We start from the raw sequence: 23,759 nt of genomic DNA, 5'->3' as shown, positions 1-23,759 counted from the left end.
CTCCTTTCTAGAGTCCAAGAGGAATGGTTTCGGGTGGAGGCGTCGTGTTGATCACGCCGGACGGTGGCACGAGGCCGCCGACGATGAGAGCTGCCTGCAGGTCGGCGACTGCGAGATGGTAGTCACGCAGCGCATCGAGCGATGCCACGTTGGCGGTGATGCGTTCCCGCTCCTCGATGAGGAGCTCGAACACATCGACCAGCATGCCGTTGTAGCGGAGCAACACCTCCGCCGAGATCTGCCGACGCAACGGTAGGATGCGGTTCTGGTAGTAGCGGGCGATGTCGTGCGTCGCCCTGTAGGTTGTGTAAGCTACACGCGCTTCGGAGCGTGCGTTGACGGAGCGCTCGATCAGACGATTGATCGCCCGCATGTAGGTCTCCCGAGCCGCAGTAACCCGCGCTTCGCCCCTGTCGAAGATGGGGATGACGATGCCGAGGTCGAGGCCGTAGCGATTCTTGGTGGATCGTTCGCCCGCTTCGTTGCTCTCGGCCTCGTTCCGATAGCCGAGGCCGAGCTCGAGGAACGACATGTAGCGCGTCGCATTCACGAAGCCGACCGACTTCGCCAGAGTCACGATCTCATAGCGCAGGATGATGAGATCTACTCGTCGCCGCATGGCTTCGACTTCGACATCTGCGAGCATATCCAGCGCGGCGGGCAACGCCGGCAGTCGCGGCGGAAGCCTGTAGGCAAGATCGGAGCCCCAAAGACCAAGCATGCGGTTCAGGGCTTCGCGCGTTCCGGCAACATGTAGTCGAGCCTGGGCCACCTGGGCGCTGAGGTCGGCGTAGAAGGCCGAGACGCGCGCCTGATCGAGCTTGTTGGCGGCACCGGTCTCACCGAGCTGTCTCATCATTTGTGCAGACGCGTCGGCGGTCTGACGGGCCTGCTCCAGTAGCGCGAGCTTCTGTTGCGCGGCGATCGCGCGGACATAGGCCCGGCGGACGTCTACGGTCAGGCTGAGCGTCGTCGCGACCGCGCGATAGCGCGCTTCCTCGAACTCACGCTTGGCGATCTCCGTACGCCGTGGCAACGTCGCGATGGCCAGCAAGTTGCCGACAAGCTGAAAGCCGATTTCGGCAAAGTTACCGGGACTTCCAAACGTGCGGCCCAAGGTAAGCGCAGGATTGGGCGGCAAGCTCGTCTGGACATACTCCGCTTCGGAGATGCCTAGGTCGTTGTAAGCCGCCTGCAGCCCGCGATTGTTGAGCAAGGCGACCTGGACAGCCGTATCTTCCGTCAGGGGCTCCGCCAGGAGTGTCTGAACGCGCTCGCGGGCTCTACGCATGTCTTCCGGAGAGGAAAGCTTGACGGCGTCGCGACCGGTTTCCTTGCGGACGCTGTCCGTGACCGGCGCCATGCCGCCATCCTCCGTGAACTTTGCGCAGCCCGCGGCCAGGAGGCCGACGAGGACCACGGCTATCGATTTCGGGAGGACGTTCATTGGGACCGTGCGGCGCCGGGGGCGACGCGGTCATTGAGTTCCCGCCAGGGCTTCAGCCCGACGGGGACATACGGTGCGGTGCCGGACATCACCGGCTGGTACGGCGCGGCGACAGTGGGAGCATCGGGGCTGGACGCATCGGCAGGCAACAACTCGGGCAAAGGCGGCGCGGAACAGGCAGCCACTCCAAGCGCGAGCATGGATGGAACCAGGAGTTTCATGGCAACGACCCCAACGAAATTGACTTGAACGCGAGGAAACAAGCATCGCGCCGAGCGGCGGCGAGCTTCTGGCGTGCGCGCAGGTCAGGTGTCTGGAATTACCGAGCCGGTGAGAGGCCCGAGACCGGACACGCGCCTAAGGCGCGAACGCGGTCAGACGAGTCTGGGAGGACGTTCGGAACGGTCGCCGCAGCAGCCCTCGAGCAAGTCGCTCAGCGGAGACAGAAGAAGCGACGCGGTAATGGGGCCAGGCAAAATGCCAATGACAGGCGTGGCCATGGCCGCATGGCAGGCGACCGTGCAGCAGTTTCCAGCGTGCTTCGTCGGAGTTCCGCTCGGGCAGGAGCTTCCGCCGTGATCGCGGAGCGCCTCAGGTGTTTCCGGGAGACTGGTCGCGGATACCGCGGGGTCTTCGTTCTGAGACTTCGGAAGGGATGCTACGGCCTCGACTGGCGGACGCAATTCTGCGCCGACATGACCACCGTGGGCCGACGCGACGCCAGCGGTGACCACCCATGCCACAAGCGCAAGCAGAACTGCTTGCGCGAGTTTCCGAAAGGAAAGGGCGGCGGTCATGACAATATAGATGATCAGCGTCAGACGAGTTGTCAATCCACGGAATCGAGAGCGTCGTCAGTGGCGACGACTGTCGAGCACTTCGAGTATCTCCTCGATCTTGTCCTTACGGTCCTTCTCCGATCCGGCGTGGAACGCATGGGCGACACAATGTTGAAGATGGTCACCGAGCGTCTCCTGCTCGACCTTGTTCAGAGCGGCACGAACCGCACGAAGCTGGTTCAGCACGTCGATACAGTAGCGCTCTTCCTCGATCATCCGGGCGATACCGCGCACCTGGCCTTCGATACGGCCGAGGCGGGCGAGTTGCGACTTCTTGATTTTACTGTCCATGCCTTGCACTATACCCCCGTACGGTATATGTTGGCAAGCATGAAACACGATTGCTGCAGCGGCGGACACGCCCATCATCACGATCATCCCTCTCACCAACCCGGCGAGCCACAGACGGCGATAGATACCGTCTGCGGCATGAAGGTAAAGATCGCCACGGCCAAACACACCGCCGAGCACGAGGGGCATACGCACTACTTCTGCAGTCCCAAGTGCCTGCAGAAGTTTACGGCCGAACCGGACCGGTACTTGAAGCCGGACAAAGCCGCACCGCAAGCACCTGTCGCGCCCGGCACCGTCTTCACCTGCCCCATGCATCCGGAAATCCAGCAGATCGGGCCGGGAAGCTGCCCGATCTGCGGCATGGCACTGGAGCCTGCGGAGGTCTCGCTCGACGACGGGCCGAACCACGAGCTGATCGACATGTCGCGGCGTATGTGGATTGGCCTCGCGCTGAGCCTGCCAGTGGTCGCGCTGGAAATGGGGGGACACCTCACGTCGCTGCATATGCTCCTCGGGCAGAAGACGTCGAACTGGATACAACTGCTGCTCGCCAGCCCGGTTGTGCTGTGGGCCGGCTGGCCGTTTTTCGTGCGCGGCTGGCAGTCGCTCGTAACCCGCAATCTCAATATGTTCACGCTGATCGCCATGGGCACTGGCGTGGCATGGGGCTACAGCGTCTTCGCCGTCCTCGCCCCTGGGCTGTTCCCTGCCGCCTTCCGAGGCGCCGACGGCTCGGTTGCCGTCTACTTCGAGGCCGCAGCGGTCATCACAGTTCTCGTTTTGCTGGGCCAAGTGCTCGAGTTGCGGGCGCGCGCTCAAACCTCGAGCGCGATCAAGGCCCTGCTCGACCTCGCTCCGAAAACGGCGCAGCGCCTGAAAGACGATGGGACGGACGAGATCGTATCGCTCGACCTGATCGCCGTTGGCGACCGCTTGCGCGTGCGGCCTGGCGAGAAAGTTCCTGTCGACGGAGAAGTCGTAAGCGGCCGATCGGCGATCGATGAGTCGATGGTCACCGGTGAATCGATGCCCGTTACAAAGGAGACAGGCGGCCGGCTCATCGCCGGTACGCTCAACACGACCGGTGGACTTGTCATGCGTGCCGACAAGGTCGGGCGGGACACCATGCTGGCCCGCATCGTCCAGATGGTTGCCGATGCGCAGCGTAGCCGCGCACCGATCCAGAGGCTGGCTGATCAGGTCTCCGGCTACTTCGTCCCCGTTGTTATGGCCGTCGCTGTCGTCGCATTCGTCGCATGGTCCGTCTTCGGGCCCGAACCGCGCTTCGCGTTCGGCCTGGTTGCAGCCGTCGCCGTCCTCATCATCGCCTGTCCATGCGCGCTGGGGCTCGCTACCCCCATGTCGATCATGGTGGGTGTCGGACGCGGCGCGCAGGCCGGCGTATTGATCAAGAATGCCGAGGCGCTGGAACGCATGGAGCGGATCGACACTTTGGTCGTCGACAAGACCGGCACTCTGACCGAAGGCAAGCCGAAGATCGTGGCGATCGTGCCCGCGGCAGATTTCACCGAAAACGCGGTGCTCGCGCTTGCCGCCAGTGTCGAGAAGGCCAGCGAGCATCCGCTCGCGCTGGCGATTGTCAATGAAGCTAACGAGCGGAAGCTGGGGTTGTCCGAGGTAAGTGACTTCGACTCGCCCACCGGCAAGGGCGTGACCGGCACCGTGAGTGGTCGCAAAATCGCCCTCGGAAATGCGAAATTCCTGGCAGAAGGGGGTGTCGACACCGCCAGCCTGGCGGCTGAAGCGGAACGCCTTCGGCATGAGGGAGCAACTGCAATCTTCCTCGCCGTCGATGGCAAGGCCGCGGCTATCTTCGCCATTGCCGATCCCGTGAAGCCAACGACGCTTGAGGCGGTGCGAGCACTAACGGCCGAGAAGATCCGCATCGTCATGCTGACCGGAGACAACCGCACGACGGCAGAAGCCGTGGCACGCCGCCTCGGCATTGCCGAGGTGGAGGCGGACGTACTTCCTGAACAGAAGAGTGCAGTGGTCGAGAGGTTGCGAGCCGAAGGTCGCGTCGTTGCCATGGCGGGCGACGGAGTGAACGATGCGCCGGCACTGGTGGCAGCCGACGTAGGTATCGCCATGGGCACTGGGACAGACGTGGCCATCGAGAGTGCGGGAGTGACCCTGCTCAAGGGTGACCTGATGGGCATCGTGCGTGCCCGCCGACTGTCCGAAGCGACGATGCGCAATATCCGCCAAAATCTGTTCTTCGCCTTCGTCTACAATGCGGCAGGAGTACCGATCGCGGCAGGATTGCTTTACCCAACATTCGGCATTCTTCTCTCACCGATAATTGCAGCGGCGGCGATGGCACTGTCCTCGTTCAGCGTCATCGCCAACGCGCTGAGGCTCAGGGCATTGCGATTCTAATGATCGCGGCCAGCCCCGCCAGGAACGAAGTTGCCCTCTCCGGTACGGAGCGTCGGTGGCGGCGCGAGAGGCGCTCCGCATGGTTGCGGCTACTCGTGCTTGGTGTCCTGGTACTCAATCTCTTGGCAAGTGGACATGGCGACAGTGTGCTCGTCCATGGTCAGGTGATTGCAGGCTACAGTGTGGCGACAATTGTCGCGATCATCCTTGCATTGACACGCCGCGGCCCAGCATGGTCGACGACCGCATTCGTTGTTGTGGATGCCCTGCTGGTCGTGGCGCTGTTCCACGAGCATCTTTTCGCTCCCGGCCAAGAATTCGACCACAGTCTGACTGCGCCTACTCTGGCAGTCGGATTCTTGCTGCTGACTCACGCGGCATTGCGGCTGAAGCCTGCTCTTGTCGTCCTCTTTTCTGCCGTAGTGCTCATAGGCTGGCTATTGCTGCTCGCGATCACGCTTGTCGTTCATGCGAAATTACACCCGATGGCCCACAGCGAATGGTCAACGTTTGGCGTCGAGGGGGCACTCGCTGCTGCGTTCACTTTCGCGGGCTTCGTCTGCTACCTCCTGACAAAGGAGCACAACGTAGCGCTCGCCGAAGCGCTAGGGAGCGAAGGCCGGCGCCGAATGTTGGCCAGGTTTTTTTCGCCAAGCCTTGTCGCCGAGTTGCAGAGCAACGATGCCGCTCTTGCGCTTACTCGCAGGAGGGCAGCCATAATGTTTGTCGATCTCCGCTCTTTCACTCGGTTGACTGAAGCCTCCGAGCCCGAAGCGATGGCCGCGCTTCTGTCAGAGTATCGGCAAGTTGTGACGGAGGCCGTGTTCGAGTATGGCGGCACCGTTGACAAATTTATCGGGGACGGCGTGATGGCGGTGTTTGGTCATCCGAAAACATCGCTGGACGATTCAACGAGAGCAGTGAAGTGCGGTTTGGCCTTGAGCAGCTCACTTGAGCAGTGGAGGAAGGCGCGTCTAAGCAAAGGGAGTGCCGCCCTCAAGGCAGGAATTGGGCTACATGTCGGGTCCGTCATCGGCGGCGTACTCGAAAGCGGAACTCACGCGGAGTTCACCGTGTTTGGCGATGCCGTCAATGTGGCCGAGCGACTCGAACGCCTCTGCCGCTCTCTTGATGCATCTTTGGTCGTCTCAGAGCGTTTGCTAATCGAGGCCCCGAGTTTTCGGGATGGAATCGATTGGCGATGGAAAGACGCGGCGCTCGACGGCAGGCACGAGAAATTGCGGATCGCTTTCCTTTCCCAAGCCGACGGGCATTCGACGGCCTGACTTTGGTGGAGCACCTAAGTGTACCTCGCCTCCATGCTGCGATCTCGGCGAGGATCAACCTGTCGTTTCTAGCGCATCGAGCCTCCAATCAGGCGCATATTCGCCATTGCCGATTCCGTGTAGCCGACGTCACCCGAGGTGATTCGCGCCCTCACCGGTCGCGCTGTGCCGTGTTGCTCCTTCGCTCATCGGCGCCGCTGTCGTGCGGGGTAGAGGTCCCGCCAGGACCACTCCCGATAGCGTGCCGAAGCCTGCGGACCCGCCGATGACTGACGCGATTAATTCTGCCGTCCGAGCAAGGTAAGTGGAGTTGCAATCAAACGATGGCTCCAAAAGTGAACAGCCACGTGCACGCAGAAGATGACCGTGCTCATGTCCGTAGTTGCCGAACGCTGCGGACGCATGCCAGCGGCGAATCTGCCGAGATTGCAAAAATGTGTGCTGATGGAAATCACCGAGACAGGATTCACCGAGTAAGAGGAGCTAGCGATACGCACTGGCAGCCTCCTACTCAAATCCTGCAACTACACACATGGTCGGATTATGAATCTCGATCTTGGTTCGCTCCGCAGCGTTATCGCTGCCGCCGAGCACGGGAGCTTCCGACAAGCTGCGGCGGCTCTCAACCTCAAACAATCGGCATTGAGCCGTCGCGTTCGCCACCTTGAAGATCAAGTCGGCGTTTCGCTATTCGAGCGCTCCAGTGGAGGAGTGCGCCTTACCCCGGCTGGCGCGAGCATGGCCCATGCGGCACGCCGTCTGTTCGAAGAAATAGACGACATGATCAAGGCTTCGCAGTTGGCCGATCGTGGGGAAGCCGGTGTGCTCAAAGTAGGCTTCGGGACGGCCGCATCGACCAACAAGGTTCGTACCATCATAGCCGATCACATCAAGCTATTTCCCGAAGTCGCCATGCAGGTTACCGAACGATCTCCGGCTCAGCTCATAACGGCACTCGGATCGGGAGATGTGGACATCGCCATCATTGTCGGCGAGGCACGGCAACATAGCGGACCTTCGATGTCTTTGTGGTCAGAGCGCATTGTTGCGGCCCTGTCTTCGCGGCACCCGCTCTCCAACAGCGAGGTCATCGATTGGAGTGATCTCAAAGACGAGACATTTCTTCTAAGCCAATGGGATCCGGGTCTTGATCTTCGCAACCTGATCCTCAGGAAACTCGCAGCGCCGGGTGATACCCCCAGGATCGAGACCTGGGACGCCAGCAATGAGAAGGTTCTCGGGATGGTGGAAGCAGGACTTCATGTCAGCGTTCATTTCGAGTCATGGACCAGTCTTGCCTATACCGGCGTCCGCTTTCGCGAAATTCGCGACGCATCGGGTCCGAGCCACATCACGTTCACGGCGTGCTGGGAGGAGCAGAACCGAAACCCTGCGCTCGCCCGGTTCCTGGACACGCTCCGACAAGCACACCATCCAACCACCCTCACCTAGCGTCCACTTTCTGCGCCGAAACTTTTGCCGAACGCCGCGCTTTGGCAAAGGCTCGATCAGCCGACATGAACCGGGCCAACATCGGCCCGACGAGCTTTGCCGGATCAATCGTTTGATCTGTTTCGCGACCAAGCGCCTCCGCGTAGACAGTGAGATCGCGGTGGATCGCCGCCGGCAACTCCACCGTAAGCTTCACCGGCTTCTCGTCCAAGATGGCACCAAGTTTGAGCTTGGACATCGGGTTTCTCCTATCCTCGGTAAGGCTGCAGCACGAGATCGCGCGTCACGATGACCCGCACCGGATGGCCCGGCCGGATGGTCAGAGTGGGCTGGATGTTAAGGTTGCGCCGCACCACTTGCTGTCCAGCCTGATTCAGCGTGTCGCCCGCACCACGGCGCAGGGCACGGACGATATCGCTATCGTTCTGGTCCGACCCGAGTTCGGTGCCGACCGCGAGGATGGTCGAGAGAAGTGCGGCCTTGAACAGCGAGCCCCAATGATGATCGACACCGTCTTCCAAACCGGCCTGACCGCTGGCATCCGCCCCGGGTTGTCGTTCGAGCACGATCGAATAGCCGTTCGGCAGAAGCAGCCGCGTCCAGACCAGAAGAAGACGTGACTGCCCGAAGCTAACCTGGCTGTCGTAGACGCCAATCAGCCGTGCCCCCTGAGGAATCAGCAACGCACCGCCAGTCGGCGTGTCATAGACGTTCTCTGTCACCTGGGCAGTAAGCTGCCCCGGAAGATCGGATCGTAGGCCGGTGATGAGAGCTGCAGGGATGACAGCGCCAGCCTGCAGCACAAACGGCGATACGGGCCGCGCGAGACGATCGGAACTGATTGTACTCCGATCGACAGGCGCATTCATGAAGGCGAGCTTGCGGTCCTGTCCATTCTGGATCGAGACTTCATCGGCCGACGCCGCTGCCGACATTGATGGCTGAGACGGGGGAATACTTCCGGCACCAGACGGTGTCTGGCGATTGCCGGGAGCGAACAGGCGGCTGACGCGCGCCGCTTCCGTCTCCTGGGCCCGACGCTGCTGGTCGGCGTCGGGCGCCAATGGCGCGGCCTGACTCTGGGCTGCCACGATCGGCCGGCCGAGGTCGCCCGGCAACGGCGGCCCGAGCGGCGGGACATCTCGGGGAACCCCGGTGTAATCCCGCGGCAGCGCCGCCAGACCATCGGCCAGGCGCGGCCGGTCGGTCGTGTAGAGGTCTTGCGGCGTGACGCCACGCAGCCGGTCGCCCTGTAATGCCCACAGCACGGCGCCGCAGAGCAGGATCAGGCCCAGCGCCGTTCCACCGATCAGCACAGTGCGCGACAGACGGGTGACGCGAGGCCCCTCCGATCGCAGCCGGAAGGGCTGAGCGGTCGTCGATTGTGTGGAATCCGACTGAGATTGATCGGTCATCGTTGCGGCCTTCCGTCCGTGCGAACGATCCGGACGATCTGCTGGCTCTCGCCGCCCAGCCGCAATTCGGCAGCGGCAAACAGCCGGTCGACGATCAGGACGTTGCCGTATGCACGGGAGTTGACGAGCTCTGGCTTGCCATCCGCGCCGACGACGAAGAGAGGCGGCATCTCGCCCTGCACGATGCCGGGCGAGAACTCGACATAGACCTTGCGCCCATCGTCGTAGACGTTGACCGGACGCCAGGGCGGCTTGTCGCCCTCGATCGAATAGCGGTAACGGCGCTGGGCAATCTCGGGGAGAACCGGCACCGGGGGCAGAGTGCGAAGGCTCTTGCCTCGGCTCTCCGGGTAGAACCACGCGACCGAGGGCATATAGGGTCGCTCGTGGGCTCGCAGCTCAATGAGGTATGTACGGCGGTCGGTGTTGACCACGAGGTTGGTCTCGATGGCCGGCCGGGTTGGCTTGACCAGGATATGGACCCGACGCGTATCGCCGTTACCGCTCTCCGTGTCGCCGATGATCCAGCGTACCGTGTCGCCGGCCGCCACCGGGCCTGAGCCGGTGAGTTGCTCGCCAGGCTCCAGAGCAATGTCGGTGACCTGTCCCGGGGCAACGTAGACCTGGTAGAGGGCGCCCGGGCTGTAGGGAAACACCTGCACGGCGTTGAAGTAGCCCTCGCGGCGCGGCTCCACCCGCGCGGCGCCATTGGCGGCCTCGACGCGCGCCACCGGATCCCTCGCATCGCCGGATCCTCCCCGCGCCGGCGTCCAGGCCGGCGGAACATGCAGAGGCCGCGGAGGCGGATCCTCGGCAGGCACCGAGGACGCCGGAAGCGGGGGCACGCTCTCGTCGTAGCTGATCTGCGGCGGCTTGGTGGACGCGCATCCGGTGATCGCCAGCAGGGAAACGAAGAGGACTGGCCGTATAGTGCGGTACCTCATTGTGCGAGCTCCTTCGACCAGTTGATGGCGTTGACGAAGACCCCGAGGGGGTTCTTGCGCAGGCGATCGGCGTCGCGCGGCGTCTCGATCACGATGGTCAGGATGGCGGTCCAGCGCTCGGTAGCGGCGAGCTGGCCGCTTTCATAGCGACGCTCGGACCATGCCACCCGGAAACTGTCCGGCGATGCCCTGATGACGCTCGAGACCTCGACGGAGACCTGCATCTTGCCGAGCCTGGCGAAAGGATCGGCACGGCGGGCATGGTCGTTCAAGGCTGCGGCGCCGCGATCGGTCGTGAACTCGTAGGCCCGTAGCCACCCCTGGCGCAGCACGACCGCGTCGGACGGCAGCCCGCGCACATCCTCGATGAAGCGCGCGAGGTGAAAGGCGATCTGCGGATCGGTCGGCCGATAGGAGGCATCGGCCGGGGCGACCGCCTGCGCCTGGCCCAGCCTGTCGACCTGGACAACCCAGGGCGTGATCGTGCCCCTCGCCGCTTGCCAGACGAGCCCACCGGCAAGACCGGCGGCCAGGACCAGGCAACCGAACGCCATCAGGCGCCAGTTCCGGGCCTGCACGCGCGCCGAGCCGATTCGGTCGTCCCAGACCTGCGCGGCCTTCTGGTAGGGCGTCTCCGGCACGGGTGTGTGGCCGTACCGGACGGAGAAACGCTTGAACATCAGGGGTTCCCTTCAGAAAGATCGATGGAGGAGCCGCCACCACCGTGATCGCCGGAACGGATGGCGTGCGTGGCGGCGGACGCTCCGTGGCTTGCGGCCTGACTCCGCCTCATGCGCCGTGCCCAGGCGGGCGGTGTGTCCGCCGATGCAGCCGCGGCGCCGGTCTCGGCACCGCCGGCAGCGGCGCGCCCGCCGGCTTCGAAGCTGCTCGAAACGCTTTCTGACGCCCGGCGGAGCGGGCTCGACGCGGCGGATGCGCCAGCCATGGTCACGCCGGACAGACCACCGGCGCGATAGGCAGTCGCGGCGCCACCTGCCAGGGCGGCAGAGCCCCGGGCGGCCGCGCCGGCGGCGCCGGCCAGCGCGCTCGCACCGCCGGTCGCGAGGGCTCCGCCTGCGGCGGCAAGCCCACCGGCGGCGAGCCCGGTTCCGATCGCCGCGCCGGCCCCCAGCTGGGGTCCGCCTGAGACGATGCCGTTGGCAATGCCGGGCCCGAAGATGCCGAGGCCCAGCAGGGCCAGGGAGGCCAGCACCAGCGCCATGGCATCCTCGATGGAGGGCTGGGCACCGGTGCCCGAGGTGAACTGAGAGAAGAGCGTCGAGCCGATGCCGACGATGACCGCCAGTACGAGCACCTTCACGCCGGAGGACACGACATTGCCCAGCACCCGCTCGGCCAGAAAGGCCGTCTTGCTGAAGAGTCCGAAGGGGATCAACACGAAGCCGGCGAGCGTCGTCAGCTTGAACTCGATCAGGGTGATGAAGAGCTGAACGGCGAGAATGAAGAAGGCGAGCAGCACCACGATCCAGGCAAATAGCAGCACCACGATCTGGATGAAGTTCTCGAAGAAGCTGATGTAGCCCATCAGTCCCGAAATCGACTCCAGGAGCGGCCGTCCGGCATCGAGACCGACCTGGGCGACCCGCCCGGGCCGCAGAAAGTCCGCTGCCGACAGGCCGGTGCCGGAGGCCTTCAGGCCAAGGCCTGCAAAGCTCTCGAACACGATACGGGCGAGGCTGTTCCAGTTACCGATGAGATAGGCGAAGACGCCGATGAACAGGGTCTTCTTGACGAGCCGGGCGATGACATCCTCGTCCCGGCCCCACGCCCAGAACAGCGCGGACAGCGTCAGGTCGATCGCGGCCAGGGTGGCGGCCAGGAAGCCGACTTCGCTGCCCAGCAACCCGAAGCCGCTGTCGATGTAGCTGGTAAAGACTACGAGGAACCGGTCGATAACGCCTGTGCCGCCCATCGGCTTTCACTCCGTACCTCTTGCCCACGCGGCGGCGGGCTCATTCGTGGAACATGCGGACGGTGGACGGCTGATAGCCGGTGTTGGGCGCGAGGAAGCGGCGAAGCTGTTCCCTCGCCTGGTCCTGGGCGGCCACGCGGGCGGCCGCTTCGAGGCTCTGCGCCCGCCCCTGCGCAGCGACCGTCGCCGTGAGGTCGGCGAGCTGCTGCGCCTGTAGAGCGACGAGCTGGTTCCCGGCCTGCGCCGCCTCCAGCGCCCCTGCCGCCCCCTGGCTCGCCTCCATGAGAGCTGACATCTCGGAGCGGTTGGTGTCCAGATTGCCGACCACCGTCGCCTGGATGCGCAGCGCATCCTGCAGGCCCGCCACGGAGTTCTCCCAACGTGTGCGGGCATTGGCGATCAACGTTTGGGCCGACTGGTTCGCCGACGCTGGCGCATAGGTCGTCGAGAACGCGCGATCGATCTGCTGGACGTCGTAGGCGATGTTCTGCGCCTGACCCAGGAGTTGCCGGGTCCGTCCGATCGATTGCTGAAGCTGCTGCAGGGAGGAGTATGGCAGGCTCGTGAGATGGCGCGCCTGGTTGATCAACATCTGCGCTTCATTCTGGAGCGACAGGATCTGGTTGTTGACCTGCTGCAAGGTACGCGCGGCCGTCAGCAGGTTCTGGGAGTAGTTGCTGGGATCGAACACGGTCATCTGAGCGGAAGCCGGCAACGCAGCGCCGGAGAGGGCGAGGATCGCCGCGAGCGTGACGCCGTAACGATGGATCGAGTTCATGGCGATTCTCCTGTGCTGAGGTCGGGGATGAGATCGGCAGCCCACGTCACGCCGCGCGCCTGAAGCCAACCGGCCAGGAAAGCCTCACGGCCATGTTCGGCGAGAACCCGTTCGATGAGGGCCTGGTCGGCCTTCGACGAGGCCGCCGTCAGTGCAAGCGTGACTTCGCCCAGGCCGAGCTCGAACAGGCGATTGCCGCGGCGCGACTGGCAGTAGTAGTCACGCTTGGGCGTCGCCCGGGCGAGAATCTCGATCTGACGGTCATTGAGACCGAAGCGGCGATAGATCTCGGTGATCTGCGGCTCGATCGCCCGCTCGTTCGGCAGGAAGAGACGAGTCGGACAGCTCTCGATGATGGCCGGCGCGATGGCAGAGCCGTCGATGTCCGAGAGCGACTGAGTCGCGAAGACGACGGAGGCGTTCTTCTTGCGCAAGGTCTTCAACCACTCGCGCAGCTGGCCGGCGAAGCTCTCATCGTCCAAGGCGAGCCAGCCTTCGTCGACGATCAGCAGGGTCGGGCTGCCGTCGAGACGGGCCTCGATCCGATGGAAGAGATAGGCGAGCACGGCAGCCGCGGCGCCGGTGCCGATCAGCCCCTCAGTCTCGAAGACTTGCACCGACGTGCTGCCGAGCCGTTCGGCCTCCGCGTCCAGCAGACGGCCATAAGCCCCTCCCAGGCAATAAGGCTGGAGGGCCCGCTTGAGGGCGGCCGACTGCAACAGGACCGACAGGCCCGTCAGGGTGCGCTCTTCCAGCGGTGCGGAGGCCAGCGATCCAAGCGCGGACCACACATGGTCCTTCACCTCGGGTGTGAGGACGATCTTCTCGCGGGCCAGGAGAGCTGCAATCCAGTCAGTGGCCCAGCCCCGCTCCGCAACATCGTCGATGCCGGCCAGGGGCTGGAGGGCGACGGGCTCCCTCTCCTCTTCGCCGAGCGCGCTTCCGAGGTCGTGCCAATCCCCACCCATGGCGAGCGCAGCGGCGCGGATGGAACCGCCGAAGTCGAAGGCGAACATCTGCGCCTTGTCGTAGCGCCGGAACTGCAAAGCCATTAGAGCGAGCAGCACGGACTTGCCGGAGCCCGTCGGGCCGACGACGAGCGTATGGCCGACATCTCCGACATGCAGGGAGAAGCGGAACGGCGTCGCCCCCTCGGTCCTGCCGAAGAATAGCGGCGGCGCACCGAAATGCTCGTCGGTCGGCGGCCCCGCCCAGACCGCCGACAGCGGGATCATGTGCGCGAGATTGAGCGTCGAGACTGGCGGCTGGCGCACGTTGGCGTAGGCATGCCCGGGAAGGGAGCCCAGCCATGCATCGACGGCATTGATCTTCTCCACCATGCAGGTGAAGTCGCGGCCCTGGATCGCCTTCTCGACCAGACGAAGCCGCTCGTCGGCGACTCGCGGATCCTCGTCCCATACCGTGACGGTCACCGTGCAGTAGGCCGCGCCGACCGCGTCCGAACCGAGTTCCTGCAACGCCACATCGGCGTCGATCGCCTTGTTGTGCGCATCGGTGTCGACGAGCGTCGACGCCTCGTTGGTCATCACCTCCTTGAGGATGGCCGCGATGGACTTCCTCTTGGCGAACCACTGACGGCGGATGCGCGTCAGAAGCCGGGTAGCGTCGGTCTTGTCGAGCAGGATCGCCCGCGTCGACCAGCGGTAGGCGAAGGCCAGGCGATTGAGTTCGTCGAGCAGTCCGGGCGTGGTGGTTCCCGGGAAGCCGACGATCGTGAGCACCCGCAGGTGGCAGTCGCCGAGCTTCGGCTCCAGGCCACCCGTCAAGGGTTGATCGGCCAGCAGCCCGTCCAGATACATGGGTACCTCCGGCACGCGCACGCGCTGGCGCCGGGTGGAGATGCAGGAATGCAAATAGGTCAGCGTCTCAGCATCGTCGAGCCAGTGGCACTCGGGCATGAAACCTTCGAGGAGCTGCAGCACCCTGTCGGTGCGATCGGTGAACCCGGCCAGGATCTCACGAGCGTCCGCTCCTGCGGAGCGGTTGCGGCCTTCATAGAGAAAGCGCTCGACGCCGCCAGACTCCCAGGCCGGCGGCAGATAGAGAAAGGTCAGGTAATAGGCCGACTCGTAGTGCGTGCCCTGCTCTTCGAACGCGGCCTTGCGCTCGGCATCGACCAGCGCCGAAGCCGCGTCCGGTAGCCTGCTCTCCGGGTAGATGCTGGCAGGCAACCGCTGAGCCTCGACGAAGAGCGCCCAGCCCGATCCAAGACGACGCAGGACGTTGTTCAATCGCCCCGCGACGCCGACGAGTTCCGCCGGCACCGCGGAATCGAGATCGGGGCCACGGAAACGCGCGGTCCGCTGGAACGAGCCGTCCTTGTTCAGGACGACGCCGGGAGCGACGAGCGCCGCCCATGGGAGGAAATCGGCGAGGCACGTGGCGGAGTTCCGGTATTCGGCGAGATTCATCATGACAGCCCCCTCAGACGCCGAGCCGGCCTGGGATGCGCAGGTGGCGGCGCACCACCTCGACAAAGAGCGGATCGCGCTTGGCGGCCCAAACGGCCAGGCCATGGCCGAGCAGCCAGATCAGCAGGCCCGCGACCCACAGGCGCAGCCCCAGGCTGATGGCCGCCGCTAGCGTGCCGTTGAGGATCGCGATCGAGCGCGGCGCCCCGCCCAGCAGGATCGGCTCGGTCAAGGCGCGGTGGAGCGGCACCACGAAGCCGGGAACGGGTTCGGTCATCAGACGAGGACCCCGCCGCCGAACGAGAAGAACGAGAGGAAGAAGCTTGAAGCGGCAAAGGCGATCGAGATTCCGAATACGATCTGGATCAGGCGCCGGAAGCCACCGGAGCTGTCGCCGAACGCCAGGGTGAGGCCGGTGACGATGATGATGATCACCGCGACGATCTTGGCCACCGGACCCTCGACGGATTGCAGGACCTGCTGAAGCGGCTGCTCCCAGGGCATGCTGGAGCCCGCCGCATGAGCGGTCGACGAGAGGACGAGCAGGGCCGTAGTCAAGCTTGCGGCCGCCGTAACAGCGTGTCGTATCGCGAGGCGCGTCATTGAGATTCTCCTGCAGCTGAGAGTGCGTAGTCCGAGGTGGCGTCGAGACCGTCGACGCGGGCGAGTTCTGTCAGCCGGCGTGCGTCGCCGCGGCCCGACAGCACGGCGATGAGGTCGATGGTCTCGGCGATCAGGGCGCGCGGCACCGTGACGACCGCTTCCTGGATGAGCTGCTCGAGGCGTCGCAACGCGCCGATCGCCGATCCGGCGTGAATAGTACCGATGCCGCCGGGATGGCCGGTGCCCCACGCCTTCAGGAGGTCGAGCGCCTCAGCGCCCCGCACCTCGCCGATCGGTATGCGGTCGGGCCGCAGCCGCAGCGACGAGCGGACCAGCTCGGACAACGACGCCACGCCATCCTTCGTACGCAAGGCCACGAGGTTGGCGGCACGGCATTGCAGTTCGCGGGTGTCCTCGATCAGGACCACGCGGTCGTCGGTCTTGGCCACCTCGGCCAGGAGCGCATTGACGAGCGTCGTCTTGCCGGTCGAGGTGCCACCTGCCACCAGGATGTTGCGGCGATCGGTGACGGCTTGTCGAAGCGCGTCAGCCTCGCCCATCGTCATGATGCCTGCCGCGGCGTAGTCGTCGAGGGTGAAGACGGCGACCGCGGGCTTGCGGATCGCGAAAGTGGGCGCCGCAACGACCGGCGGCAGCAGTCCCTCGAACCGTTCTCCCGTCTCGGGCAGCTCGGCCGATACCCTCGGGCTGGTCGGATGGACTTCGGCGCCGACATGGTGAGCTACCAGCCGCACGATGCGCTCGCCCTCGGCCGCTGCCAGTCTCTCCTGCGTCTCCACCAGGCCGGTCGACAGCCGATCGATCCAGAGTCGACCATCGGGATTGAGCATCACCTCGACGACCGACGGGTCCTCGAGCCAATTCGCGATGGCGGGTCCGAGCGCCGTGCGCAGCATGCGAGCGCCGCGCGAGATAACTTCTGCCTGGAAGGAATGGACCGTCATCGTTACCCCGGGATGCAGGACCGCAAGCAGCGGTCACCAAACGGGGTCAATTAGAAGAAGCAGCAACGTACCGTGCGCAACAACAACGGAGGGATCGTAGTGCTCAGGCGTAGAAAGGCGTGTGAATGGGCGGGACCACTCAGACAGGCTCCGAAGACGGGCCACTCTCCGTGCCCTCTCCTGGCTCGATGTCCTGTGAAATCTCCTCCGATAGCGTCCGGCCCTTCGCCAGGCGCCGGCCCAGAGCATCGACAAAGCCCTCGTACCGCTCGCGACCCTTCGCTTGCGCGGCCTGCTGTGCGCCGTCAGGCAACGAGGGCGTGGTGGTCAGCCAGAAGCGAACGAACAGCGCCAGCGCCTCGTTCGAGATGGTGACATTGCGTTCCAGACGCTCGACCTGTCGAACGAGCCGGTCCAGCCGACGACCGAGCGCTCCTTCCAGCCTTTCGGAGGCATCAGGCGACAGAAACGAGGCGAGTGCAGTCTCCACGACATGGGCCTGCGGCACGCGTTTGCGCGACGCATAGTCGGCAAGCTTCAGCCCCAGATCGGGCGGCAGACGAAACGTATGCTTGGTGCGCATCTACTCCCTCACAGATCGATGCCATCGCCCGGATCCATCGCGGCCTGACGGGCGAGTCCGCGGGCCGTCGCCCGCAAACGGCGGGCGCGCGCCGCGTCGTCGTCGGCCTCGTCCTCGGCGAACTCGAACTCAGGCGAAGGCGCATTCGGCTCGGGGGCAATGTCTTCATGCTCGGCAAGCTCCGGCTCCCGACGAATGCCGCCGTTTGCGGGATCGTCGACGGGCTGCCCGTCCTGAAGACCGCCGGTCCTCTCTCCGCTTGCCGTCGGAACCGGGCGAACAGCCTTGGCACTCCAGTCATCCATGGTGACGCTGGAGGCTCTCGGTCGCTCAGGCTCCGGCGGTGGAAGCAGACGCTCCGTCAGCTGCCGGTCCTCGTAGTACCGCGCCTTCCTGGCCCGGATCGGTGGGCAGCCGGAAACCAGGACCAACTCGTCGGTTGCCGGCAGCTGCATGACCTCTCCGGGCGTCAGCAACGGTCGCGCCGTTTCCTGTCGTGAGACCATGAGATGCCCAAGCCATGGGCTCAGCCGGTGGCCGGCGTAGTTCCTGGCATCACGAATCTCCGTCGCCGTGCCGAGCGCATCCGAGACGCGCTTGGCGGTACGCTCATCGTTGGTGGCGAAACACACACGGACATGGCAGTTATCGAGGATGGCGTTATTCGGTCCGTAGGCCTTCTCGATCTGATTGAGCGACTGGGCGATGAGGAAACTCTTGAGCCCATAGCCCGCCATGAAGGCGAGCGCCGATTCGAAGAAATCCAGGCGACCCAGTGCCGGGAACTCGTCAAGCATGAGCAGCAGCCTGTGCCGCCGTCCCTTTGGGTGCAGCTCTTCGGTCAGCCGGCGGCCGATCTGGTTCAACACGAGCCGCACAAGCGGCTTGGTGCGACTGATGTCGGACGGCGGCACAACGAGGTAGAGGGTCGTCGGCCGTTCGCTCTCGACGAGATCGCGGATGCGCCAGTCGCAGCGACGCGTCACCTGGGCGACCACGGGGTCGCGGTACAGGCCTAGGAAGGACATGGCGGTCGAGAGAACGCCCGAGCGCTCGTTCTCGCTCTTGTTCAGCAGTTCGCGAGCCGCCGAGGCGATGACCGGATGGACACCCGCCTTGCCGAGGTGCGGCGTGGTCATCATTGCCCGGAGCGTCGTCTCGATCGGCTGCCTGGGATCTGACAGGAAAGCCGCCACCCCGGCCAACGTCTTGTCCTCACCGGCATAGAGGACATGCAGGATGGCACCGACGAGCAGGGCGTGACTGGTCTTCTCCCAGTGGTTCCGTCGCTCCAGAGCGCCTTCGGGATCGACCAGCACATCGGCGATGTTCTGGACGTCGCGGACTTCCCACTCGCCGCGCCGGACCTCGAGCAGCGGATTGTAGGCCGCCGAGGCCGCATTGGTCGGATCGAATAGCAGCACGCGGCCATGCCGCGACCGGAAACCCGAGGTCAGCTCCCAGTTCTCGCCCTTGATGTCGTGAACGATCGAGCTGCCGGGCCAGGTCAGCAAGGTCGGCACGACCAGGCCGACGCCCTTGCCGCTGCGTGTCGGCGCAAAGCAAAGGACGTGCTCCGGTCCTTCATGGCGCAGGTAGTCGGCGCCGAGCTTGCCCAACACTACGCCGTCCGGGCCGATCAATCCCGCGCGGCGTGCTTCGCCTGCTGTCGCCCAACGTGCCGAACCGTAGGTCGCCACGTTCTTTGCCTCTCGCGCACGCCATACAGACATGCCGATCGCGACCCCGATCGAGATGAAGCCGCCAGAGGCCGCGATACAGGCGCCCTCCACAAAGATCGAGGGTGCATAGGCGTCGAAGGCGTACCACCACCAGAAGAAGGTCGGAGGAAAGTAGATTGGGACGTGGGCGAGTTCGAACCAGGGTGGTCCGAGCTGGGATTGGTAACCCAGCCGCCACGCCGTCCATTGCGTCGACGCCCATACTGCTACGAGCACGATGGTGAAAACGAGGGTGATCTGCCCCCACAGGATCTTCGTCGCAGACATGACGACAAGATCAAGCTGTCGCTTGCCATCCATTCAATGCCGACGACGCGCGCAGCGCTCGCGCGGCGGCTTTGGCGTGCAATTTGGTGGAACGCCGGAGCAGTCATGCTCTCTTCTGCCTAGAGCCCCAAGCCTCGACGTCGTCCCAAAGACCAGCTGACATCGCCGCCGGGCGAGGCAACCCCCGAAACCAATCGGGCGACATGCTGTTCGAGCGCGGGTCGCCACGGGACCAGGCTGAAGCCGAGCCCGTCGTCGAGCATGGCGAACCGTCCACTCGCAAGCTGCGTGGATCCGACCAGCGTCCCGGCAACGTGTTTACCCGGAATGGCGGGCTGCCATTCCCGCCCCCTTTCTGCGGCGAGGGCCCGGCCAACGCGCTCGATCTCGCGAGCCTCCAGCCGCTGCACCACATCTTTAGAAATCCGGATCCGCCCGTCGCCGACATCTGTGGCATAGCCCTTGTCAGCCAGCCATCGTCGGCGCCTGGCCAGCGCTGCGGCCACGTCGCGGCCGAAGCCGTCGTCCGCCAGGACGGTGCGTTGACGAGCCCCCAGCTCGCGGTCGAGCCACGTCGTGCCATCATGACCGACCTGCTGCTCGAGCCCCGTCGCCGAGAGAACGGTCACCCGACCGGTCGCGCGGTCCCGCGCGAGATCGTAGGCTCGGCCGCGCTCGGCCAGGTCGGCCGGAATGCGCCAGTGGTCGGCGTCGATCCGCTCGACATGGCCTGCCCGCCGCAACGCCTCCAGGCGCCGCACATGGGATCGGACGTAAGCCGCAGGATCGCCGCCCAGACGCTCGACGGTGCCGACAGCCTGCTCCAGATGCGTGGCCGGCCGATAGATACCCTCCTGACCGGCAACGGCCAGAATGTTGCGGTCTGATGCGCGGGGGCCGGCCTCACCAGCGCCCGCCGCCACGATCATGCCCCGATGGATATCCTCTGCTCGAGCAGGATCCATCTCAATGTGATGGACGCGCCCGTCCACACCGTCGACGACCAGCCTCACTCGCTCGCCCATCTCGTCGCCGGCCAGCCCCTTGTCAAGCACCCGGCCAACGATCGGCTCGCTCATCTTTTCACGATGAAGGACATAGCCCACGACAGAGCGAGTGCCCGCCAATCCTTCCCGGTCCAATGCCCGATGCATCGTCTTGATGATGTCGCCGCGTTCGCCCAGCTCCCGCAAGACGAATTCGGCCTTGGAAGATACCGTCCACCGTCCGGGCTCAACCTCGGCGGCCAGGCCCATACGCTCCAGCTTGCGCGCCCGCTGGATCAGAAGGGCCCGGTTCAGCCGCAGGCTTTCGAGCACGTCCCGATCTGGCCGGAGGTCGGCGAACTCATTGCGGCTCCGCTGCTCGGCGAGCAGCATGCGGTCGAGCCTGGTGAAGCGATCAGCGTCGACCTCCCGCTCCAGGCCACGGGACACGTCCTGCTCGGTCTGGCGGCCAAGCTCACGAGTCAAGACCTCGCTCGCCCGCTCCCGGATGCCATACGCGATGTAGTCGCCAGCGATGTTGAGAGTCCTGCCATCGTCTGTCACACCCCGGACGATGATGTGGGTATGAGGATGGCCGGTGTTGTGGTGATCGACCGCGACCCAGTCGAGGCGGGTGCCAAGGTCGGCCTCCATCTGCTTCATGAGATCGCGGGTAGTCGCGCGATGATCCGGGAGCTCCACGCCCTCCTCGGCCGATACGATGAAGCGGAACTGGTGCCGGTCTTCCCGGCCCCGTTCGACAAACGCACGACCATCCTCGGCATCCCGGCCGGCTGAATAGACCTGACCCCTCTCCCCGTCCTTCGTCACGCCATCACGCTGGAGATAGCGGAGATGCGCGTCGACGGCTTTGGCACTGACGAACTGCCGTCCCCGGACAGAACCGGATTGGGGATTGAGCTTCACGACCCGAGCCTTGACCGCGACCCGCCGCGAGCGCGTTCGGACGCCACCGTCGCGGCTCCATGGCTTGCGGTTCTTCAGCACCGCAGCCACGGAAGCACCACGCCCTCGTTCATTAAACCGGCCGCTTCCCTTTCCGGCCTTCCCCACCCGGGAGGGACTGCCGCCAGCCCGTCGAATAGCCTGCTGAATCTGCCCGTTGAAGCTGGACCTGCGGCTGCCCCCGCCACCATCGCGGCGCTTGCCAATCCGCGCGCCATCGCGATTCCGGATCCTGCCGGGCCGGAGACGGAAATCGTCGTCATCACGTGCCATGGCATAAGGATTGGCAGCGACGCGAACGCGTTCAAGCGCCCGAACACACACATCGCTGCGTGGCGTAGAAAAGGCGTCTCCCGGGTAGCATCGGAAGGGTTGCCCAAGAGCGATGGCGCTTGGAGCATTGATAACAAAGAGAAAAGTGCTTCAAGAGCCGAACGCACGTCGCAAAGAGCCGGCGCCGGGCCCTCGAAAAACAACGTGCAGACAATCCCTTAGGAGCGCAGCGACGGCAGCGGGGCCACCCGCTTTATCTTGCCGTCCATAATTCAGGATCTTGGGCCGAGAAGCCTCATGAGCTCCTTCGACAATCTGACCGAATGCCGGCATCCACGAACGCTCCGAATCACGGCGACCGACTTGCGGTGCCGTGGCGCACAAACAGTCCATCAGCTGGCAGCGCCAGCGCAGATGCAACGCCAACATAACGACCGGCCGATGCTCGCTCCGATGACGTGTGCCGAGAGGACGGCATGGCTGCGGAGCTCTCACGGGTACGCGCTGCAAACAGCGGTGACTCCTGCCATCTCATGACACGGCGGTTAAGAGTGGCCGCGTTGTTGACTCGTTCGTCTCCGATCAGCGGGACGAGCATGTCGACGTAGCGCCGAGTCTCCGCAGGCAGCTCCCGGCCCGCCGCCAGATAGTCATCGTAACGCCGCGGGCCTGCATTGTAGGCAGCCAGGAAGCCGGGGACGCCGTAGCGATCATGCATCTCGCGCAAGTAGGCCGCGCCAGCGAGAATGTTGTCGCGAGGATCGTAGGGGTCGGCGCCCAACCGATGACGAGCACGCAAGTCAGCCCAAGTATCCGGCATGATCTGCATCAGCCCCATTGCACCTTGCGCCGAGAGTGCGCGCACGTCTCCGCCACTCTCTACAGCCAATACGGCGCTGATCCAGGACGCGGGCACACCAAAGCGCTGAGCAGCTTCGTGGACAAAGGCGGCATAGGGATCGACGGTCGCTGCGGTCGTCGACTCCGTAGCACGAGCCGGCTCGGCATGCGCTCTTTCGGACAGTCCAGCTGCGGTCACCATCAGCGCGATCACCGTTACCAATGCGTACGATCGCACGACGCCTGCCGGGATCTTGGCCGGGAAAGAGGGTGGGTCGCAGCACGTCATGAGCAAGCGCACCGGTGCGTGAGCGAAATTGCAATGCATGGTCACTCCTTCTCGATCCAGACGGGATGCGCTCGGGCGACAACGGCGGATGCTGGGATCGGGCCAAAGTATCGTCCGTCCAGCGAGTCAGCCGATTGCCAGTTCATCACGAACAGCTGGTCTGCCGCGATGACGTAGCAACCTTGCCAGGTCGGTAGCGGCCGGCCGCGTCCGTCGCGCTCGCGGGCCAGCCCGATCGCGGTCTCATCGATCAGGATTGTGGAACCTTGCCGGCAGACGGTCTGCCCGGGAAGCGCCAATACGTGCTTGAGAATAGGAACGCCACGCGGCAGGTAGTTGCCCTCAACGAGGAAGCTCGCGAGCGGCTCTGGTGGCACGACGACGACCAGCTCAGTAGCGTAGAGTTTGTCGATCGACTGCAGTCGGTAGAGTCCTACAGGCACGCTTGCCGAGGCATTCCACATGAAGAGCGGAAGTGCACCTTTGCCAGTGTTCAACGCCAGAATGGCGACACCGGCGACCATGGCCATAAACACGCGCTTCCGCCCGCTCATGAGCCGATCCGCTGCCGCAGAAGCCACGCCTTGTGCCGCGCCAAGGTATAGGGTCGGAGCGCTTCGCCGACCGACAGGCGATTGTGAATGTGACGCCAATAATCTGGCGCTGCGTCGGCCGGATCGACACCCAACGTCTCCACGATGTCGATCATCTGCAGCACGTGCTTGACCTTGGGCCAGCCAGACGTTCGCAGCAGGATGTCGGCGCCAGGTCGCACAAACGGAACAGTCGCGCAGGTTTCGCTGGCCCGGACGGCGCGCAGGATGTCGATCCGCGACGCGACCGTGCCGTAGTCGTTGGCTGCCCAGCGCACGAAGGCGAAGACGCTGCCCGGAGCGAAGGAGAGGACGCGCCGCCGACGATCGAGGATCTGCTCCTCTGCGGCACGGCCAAAGCGGATCCAGTGTTCGGCCTGCTTCTCGAGCCACAGGAGCTCGACATGCGTGAGGTCGCTCATGCGGTACCTC

At 64.6% G+C, this 23,759-nt stretch carries 22 protein-coding genes; 3 read left to right on the top strand and 19 right to left on the bottom strand.

What is annotated here, in order from left to right:
• Positions 1–7: 7 nt before the first annotated feature.
• From ACO07K_RS03100 to ACO07K_RS03090, 3 genes are all read right to left on the bottom strand, one after another.
• Entirely contained in the window at positions 8–1,363 is a 1,356-nt protein-coding gene (locus tag ACO07K_RS03100) for a TolC family protein (RefSeq protein WP_298314096.1), read from the bottom strand.
• Between the two features lie 80 nt (positions 1,364–1,443).
• Complete coding sequence (locus ACO07K_RS03095) at positions 1,444–1,668, bottom strand: hypothetical protein (RefSeq protein WP_298314095.1); 225 nt, start codon at positions 1,666–1,668, stop codon at positions 1,444–1,446.
• 633 nt (positions 1,669–2,301) lie between these two features.
• On the bottom strand, positions 2,302–2,664 hold the full coding sequence (locus ACO07K_RS03090; protein ID WP_366522854.1) for a metal-sensitive transcriptional regulator: 363 nt from the start codon (positions 2,662–2,664) through the stop codon (positions 2,302–2,304).
• Here ACO07K_RS03090 and ACO07K_RS03085 point away from each other — a divergent pair.
• The 3 genes from ACO07K_RS03085 (at position 2,605) to ACO07K_RS03075 (ending at position 7,718) form a co-directional block, all read left to right on the top strand.
• Complete coding sequence (locus tag ACO07K_RS03085; protein ID WP_422034440.1) at positions 2,605–4,980, top strand: heavy metal translocating P-type ATPase; 2,376 nt, start codon at positions 2,605–2,607, stop codon at positions 4,978–4,980. The two genes, ACO07K_RS03090 and ACO07K_RS03085, sit on opposite strands and share 60 nt — an antisense overlap.
• Positions 4,980–6,266 carry an adenylate/guanylate cyclase domain-containing protein gene (locus ACO07K_RS03080; RefSeq protein ID WP_422034439.1) on the top strand — a complete coding sequence of 429 codons (1,287 nt, stop codon included), beginning with the start codon at positions 4,980–4,982 and terminating at the stop codon, positions 6,264–6,266. Before ACO07K_RS03085 ends, ACO07K_RS03080 begins: the two co-directional genes overlap by 1 nt.
• Before the next feature lie 543 nt (positions 6,267–6,809).
• Positions 6,810–7,718, top strand: a complete 909-nt coding sequence (locus tag ACO07K_RS03075; RefSeq protein ID WP_298311690.1) for a LysR family transcriptional regulator — start codon at positions 6,810–6,812, stop codon at positions 7,716–7,718.
• Here the strand turns inward: ACO07K_RS03075 and ACO07K_RS03070 are convergent.
• The 16 genes from ACO07K_RS03070 to ACO07K_RS02995 form a co-directional block, all read right to left on the bottom strand.
• Positions 7,711–7,956 carry a DUF2274 domain-containing protein gene (locus ACO07K_RS03070; protein ID WP_298311689.1) on the bottom strand — a complete coding sequence of 82 codons (246 nt, stop codon included), beginning with the start codon at positions 7,954–7,956 and terminating at the stop codon, positions 7,711–7,713. The two genes, ACO07K_RS03075 and ACO07K_RS03070, sit on opposite strands and share 8 nt — an antisense overlap.
• A gap of 10 nt (positions 7,957–7,966) precedes the next feature.
• The gene (locus ACO07K_RS03065; RefSeq protein WP_298311687.1) at positions 7,967–9,133 is read right to left on the bottom strand and encodes a TrbI/VirB10 family protein; all 1,167 of its coding nucleotides are present in this window, start codon (positions 9,131–9,133) and stop codon (positions 7,967–7,969) included.
• Positions 9,130–10,077: a P-type conjugative transfer protein TrbG gene (gene trbG, locus ACO07K_RS03060; protein ID WP_324522871.1), complete on the bottom strand. Its 948-nt coding sequence runs from the start codon at positions 10,075–10,077 to the stop codon at positions 9,130–9,132. The genes ACO07K_RS03065 and trbG overlap by 4 nt, the downstream gene beginning before the upstream one ends.
• Positions 10,074–10,757: a conjugal transfer protein TrbF gene (gene trbF / locus ACO07K_RS03055; RefSeq protein ID WP_422034438.1), complete on the bottom strand. Its 684-nt coding sequence runs from the start codon at positions 10,755–10,757 to the stop codon at positions 10,074–10,076. Before trbF ends, trbG begins: the two co-directional genes overlap by 4 nt.
• A complete protein-coding gene (gene trbL / locus ACO07K_RS03050; protein ID WP_422034437.1) occupies positions 10,757–12,010 on the bottom strand; it encodes a P-type conjugative transfer protein TrbL in 1,254 nt (417 codons plus the stop codon). Before trbL ends, trbF begins: the two co-directional genes overlap by 1 nt.
• Positions 12,011–12,050: 40 nt before the next feature.
• Complete coding sequence (gene trbJ, locus ACO07K_RS03045; RefSeq protein WP_422034436.1) at positions 12,051–12,788, bottom strand: P-type conjugative transfer protein TrbJ; 738 nt, start codon at positions 12,786–12,788, stop codon at positions 12,051–12,053.
• Complete coding sequence (gene trbE, locus ACO07K_RS03040; RefSeq protein ID WP_422034435.1) at positions 12,785–15,223, bottom strand: conjugal transfer protein TrbE; 2,439 nt, start codon at positions 15,221–15,223, stop codon at positions 12,785–12,787. The genes trbJ and trbE overlap by 4 nt, the downstream gene beginning before the upstream one ends.
• Positions 15,224–15,233: 10 nt before the next feature.
• Positions 15,234–15,497 carry a VirB3 family type IV secretion system protein gene (locus ACO07K_RS03035; RefSeq protein ID WP_422034434.1) on the bottom strand — a complete coding sequence of 88 codons (264 nt, stop codon included), beginning with the start codon at positions 15,495–15,497 and terminating at the stop codon, positions 15,234–15,236.
• Positions 15,497–15,823 (bottom strand): TrbC/VirB2 family protein, encoded by a 327-nt coding sequence (locus ACO07K_RS03030; protein ID WP_289298417.1) that lies wholly within the window; start codon positions 15,821–15,823, stop codon positions 15,497–15,499. Before ACO07K_RS03030 ends, ACO07K_RS03035 begins: the two co-directional genes overlap by 1 nt.
• The gene (gene trbB, locus ACO07K_RS03025; protein ID WP_422034433.1) at positions 15,820–16,788 is read right to left on the bottom strand and encodes a P-type conjugative transfer ATPase TrbB; all 969 of its coding nucleotides are present in this window, start codon (positions 16,786–16,788) and stop codon (positions 15,820–15,822) included. The genes ACO07K_RS03030 and trbB overlap by 4 nt, the downstream gene beginning before the upstream one ends.
• A 139-nt stretch (positions 16,789–16,927) precedes the next feature.
• On the bottom strand, positions 16,928–17,371 hold the full coding sequence (locus tag ACO07K_RS03020; protein ID WP_324505420.1) for a CopG family transcriptional regulator: 444 nt from the start codon (positions 17,369–17,371) through the stop codon (positions 16,928–16,930).
• A gap of 8 nt (positions 17,372–17,379) precedes the next feature.
• A complete protein-coding gene (locus ACO07K_RS03015; RefSeq protein WP_324505421.1) occupies positions 17,380–19,380 on the bottom strand; it encodes a conjugal transfer protein TraG in 2,001 nt (666 codons plus the stop codon).
• Between the two features lie 119 nt (positions 19,381–19,499).
• On the bottom strand, positions 19,500–21,383 hold the full coding sequence (locus tag ACO07K_RS03010; protein WP_422034432.1) for a DUF3363 domain-containing protein: 1,884 nt from the start codon (positions 21,381–21,383) through the stop codon (positions 19,500–19,502).
• Positions 21,384–21,954: 571 nt separating this feature from the next.
• Positions 21,955–22,773, bottom strand: a complete 819-nt coding sequence (locus ACO07K_RS03005; protein ID WP_422034431.1) for a lytic transglycosylase domain-containing protein — start codon at positions 22,771–22,773, stop codon at positions 21,955–21,957.
• A gap of 2 nt (positions 22,774–22,775) precedes the next feature.
• The gene (locus tag ACO07K_RS03000) at positions 22,776–23,288 is read right to left on the bottom strand and encodes a S26 family signal peptidase (RefSeq protein ID WP_298311450.1); all 513 of its coding nucleotides are present in this window, start codon (positions 23,286–23,288) and stop codon (positions 22,776–22,778) included.
• Positions 23,285–23,749: a DUF2840 domain-containing protein gene (locus ACO07K_RS02995; protein ID WP_298311448.1), complete on the bottom strand. Its 465-nt coding sequence runs from the start codon at positions 23,747–23,749 to the stop codon at positions 23,285–23,287. The genes ACO07K_RS03000 and ACO07K_RS02995 overlap by 4 nt, the downstream gene beginning before the upstream one ends.
• Between the last annotated feature and the right edge of the window lie 10 nt (positions 23,750–23,759).

Source organism: Reyranella sp. (assembly GCF_965228225.1).
GTDB lineage: Bacteria > Pseudomonadota > Alphaproteobacteria > Reyranellales > Reyranellaceae > Reyranella.
The sequence above is the reverse complement of the archived record's forward strand: the minus strand, read 5'-3'. Positions and strand labels throughout refer to the sequence as shown.

What these genes read in the sequence shown, in the direction of transcription:
- ACO07K_RS03005 (WP_422034431.1), bottom strand. Translation starts at nt 22,773, where the DNA reads ATGCATTGCAATTTCGCTCACGCACCGGTGCGCTTGCTCATGACGTGC.
- ACO07K_RS03090 (WP_366522854.1), bottom strand. Translation starts at nt 2,664, where the DNA reads ATGATCGTGATGATGGGCGTGTCCGCCGCTGCAGCAATCGTGTTTCAT.
- trbL (WP_422034437.1), bottom strand. Translation starts at nt 12,010, where the DNA reads ATGGGCGGCACAGGCGTTATCGACCGGTTCCTCGTAGTCTTTACCAGC.
- ACO07K_RS03015 (WP_324505421.1), bottom strand. Translation starts at nt 19,380, where the DNA reads ATGTCTGCGACGAAGATCCTGTGGGGGCAGATCACCCTCGTTTTCACC.
- ACO07K_RS02995 (WP_298311448.1), bottom strand. Translation starts at nt 23,749, where the DNA reads ATGAGCGACCTCACGCATGTCGAGCTCCTGTGGCTCGAGAAGCAGGCC.
- ACO07K_RS03020 (WP_324505420.1), bottom strand. Translation starts at nt 17,371, where the DNA reads ATGCGCACCAAGCATACGTTTCGTCTGCCGCCCGATCTGGGGCTGAAG.
- trbE (WP_422034435.1), bottom strand. Translation starts at nt 15,223, where the DNA reads ATGATGAATCTCGCCGAATACCGGAACTCCGCCACGTGCCTCGCCGAT.
- trbG (WP_324522871.1), bottom strand. Translation starts at nt 10,077, where the DNA reads ATGAGGTACCGCACTATACGGCCAGTCCTCTTCGTTTCCCTGCTGGCG.
- ACO07K_RS03065 (WP_298311687.1), bottom strand. Translation starts at nt 9,133, where the DNA reads ATGACCGATCAATCTCAGTCGGATTCCACACAATCGACGACCGCTCAG.
- ACO07K_RS03075 (WP_298311690.1), top strand. Translation starts at nt 6,810, where the DNA reads ATGAATCTCGATCTTGGTTCGCTCCGCAGCGTTATCGCTGCCGCCGAG.
- trbF (WP_422034438.1), bottom strand. Translation starts at nt 10,757, where the DNA reads ATGTTCAAGCGTTTCTCCGTCCGGTACGGCCACACACCCGTGCCGGAG.
- ACO07K_RS03085 (WP_422034440.1), top strand. Translation starts at nt 2,605, where the DNA reads ATGTTGGCAAGCATGAAACACGATTGCTGCAGCGGCGGACACGCCCAT.
- trbJ (WP_422034436.1), bottom strand. Translation starts at nt 12,788, where the DNA reads ATGAACTCGATCCATCGTTACGGCGTCACGCTCGCGGCGATCCTCGCC.
- ACO07K_RS03000 (WP_298311450.1), bottom strand. Translation starts at nt 23,288, where the DNA reads ATGAGCGGGCGGAAGCGCGTGTTTATGGCCATGGTCGCCGGTGTCGCC.
- trbB (WP_422034433.1), bottom strand. Translation starts at nt 16,788, where the DNA reads ATGACGGTCCATTCCTTCCAGGCAGAAGTTATCTCGCGCGGCGCTCGC.
- ACO07K_RS03095 (WP_298314095.1), bottom strand. Translation starts at nt 1,668, where the DNA reads ATGAAACTCCTGGTTCCATCCATGCTCGCGCTTGGAGTGGCTGCCTGT.
- ACO07K_RS03080 (WP_422034439.1), top strand. Translation starts at nt 4,980, where the DNA reads ATGATCGCGGCCAGCCCCGCCAGGAACGAAGTTGCCCTCTCCGGTACG.
- ACO07K_RS03070 (WP_298311689.1), bottom strand. Translation starts at nt 7,956, where the DNA reads ATGTCCAAGCTCAAACTTGGTGCCATCTTGGACGAGAAGCCGGTGAAG.
- ACO07K_RS03035 (WP_422034434.1), bottom strand. Translation starts at nt 15,497, where the DNA reads ATGACCGAACCCGTTCCCGGCTTCGTGGTGCCGCTCCACCGCGCCTTG.
- ACO07K_RS03100 (WP_298314096.1), bottom strand. Translation starts at nt 1,363, where the DNA reads ATGGCGCCGGTCACGGACAGCGTCCGCAAGGAAACCGGTCGCGACGCC.
- ACO07K_RS03030 (WP_289298417.1), bottom strand. Translation starts at nt 15,823, where the DNA reads ATGACGCGCCTCGCGATACGACACGCTGTTACGGCGGCCGCAAGCTTG.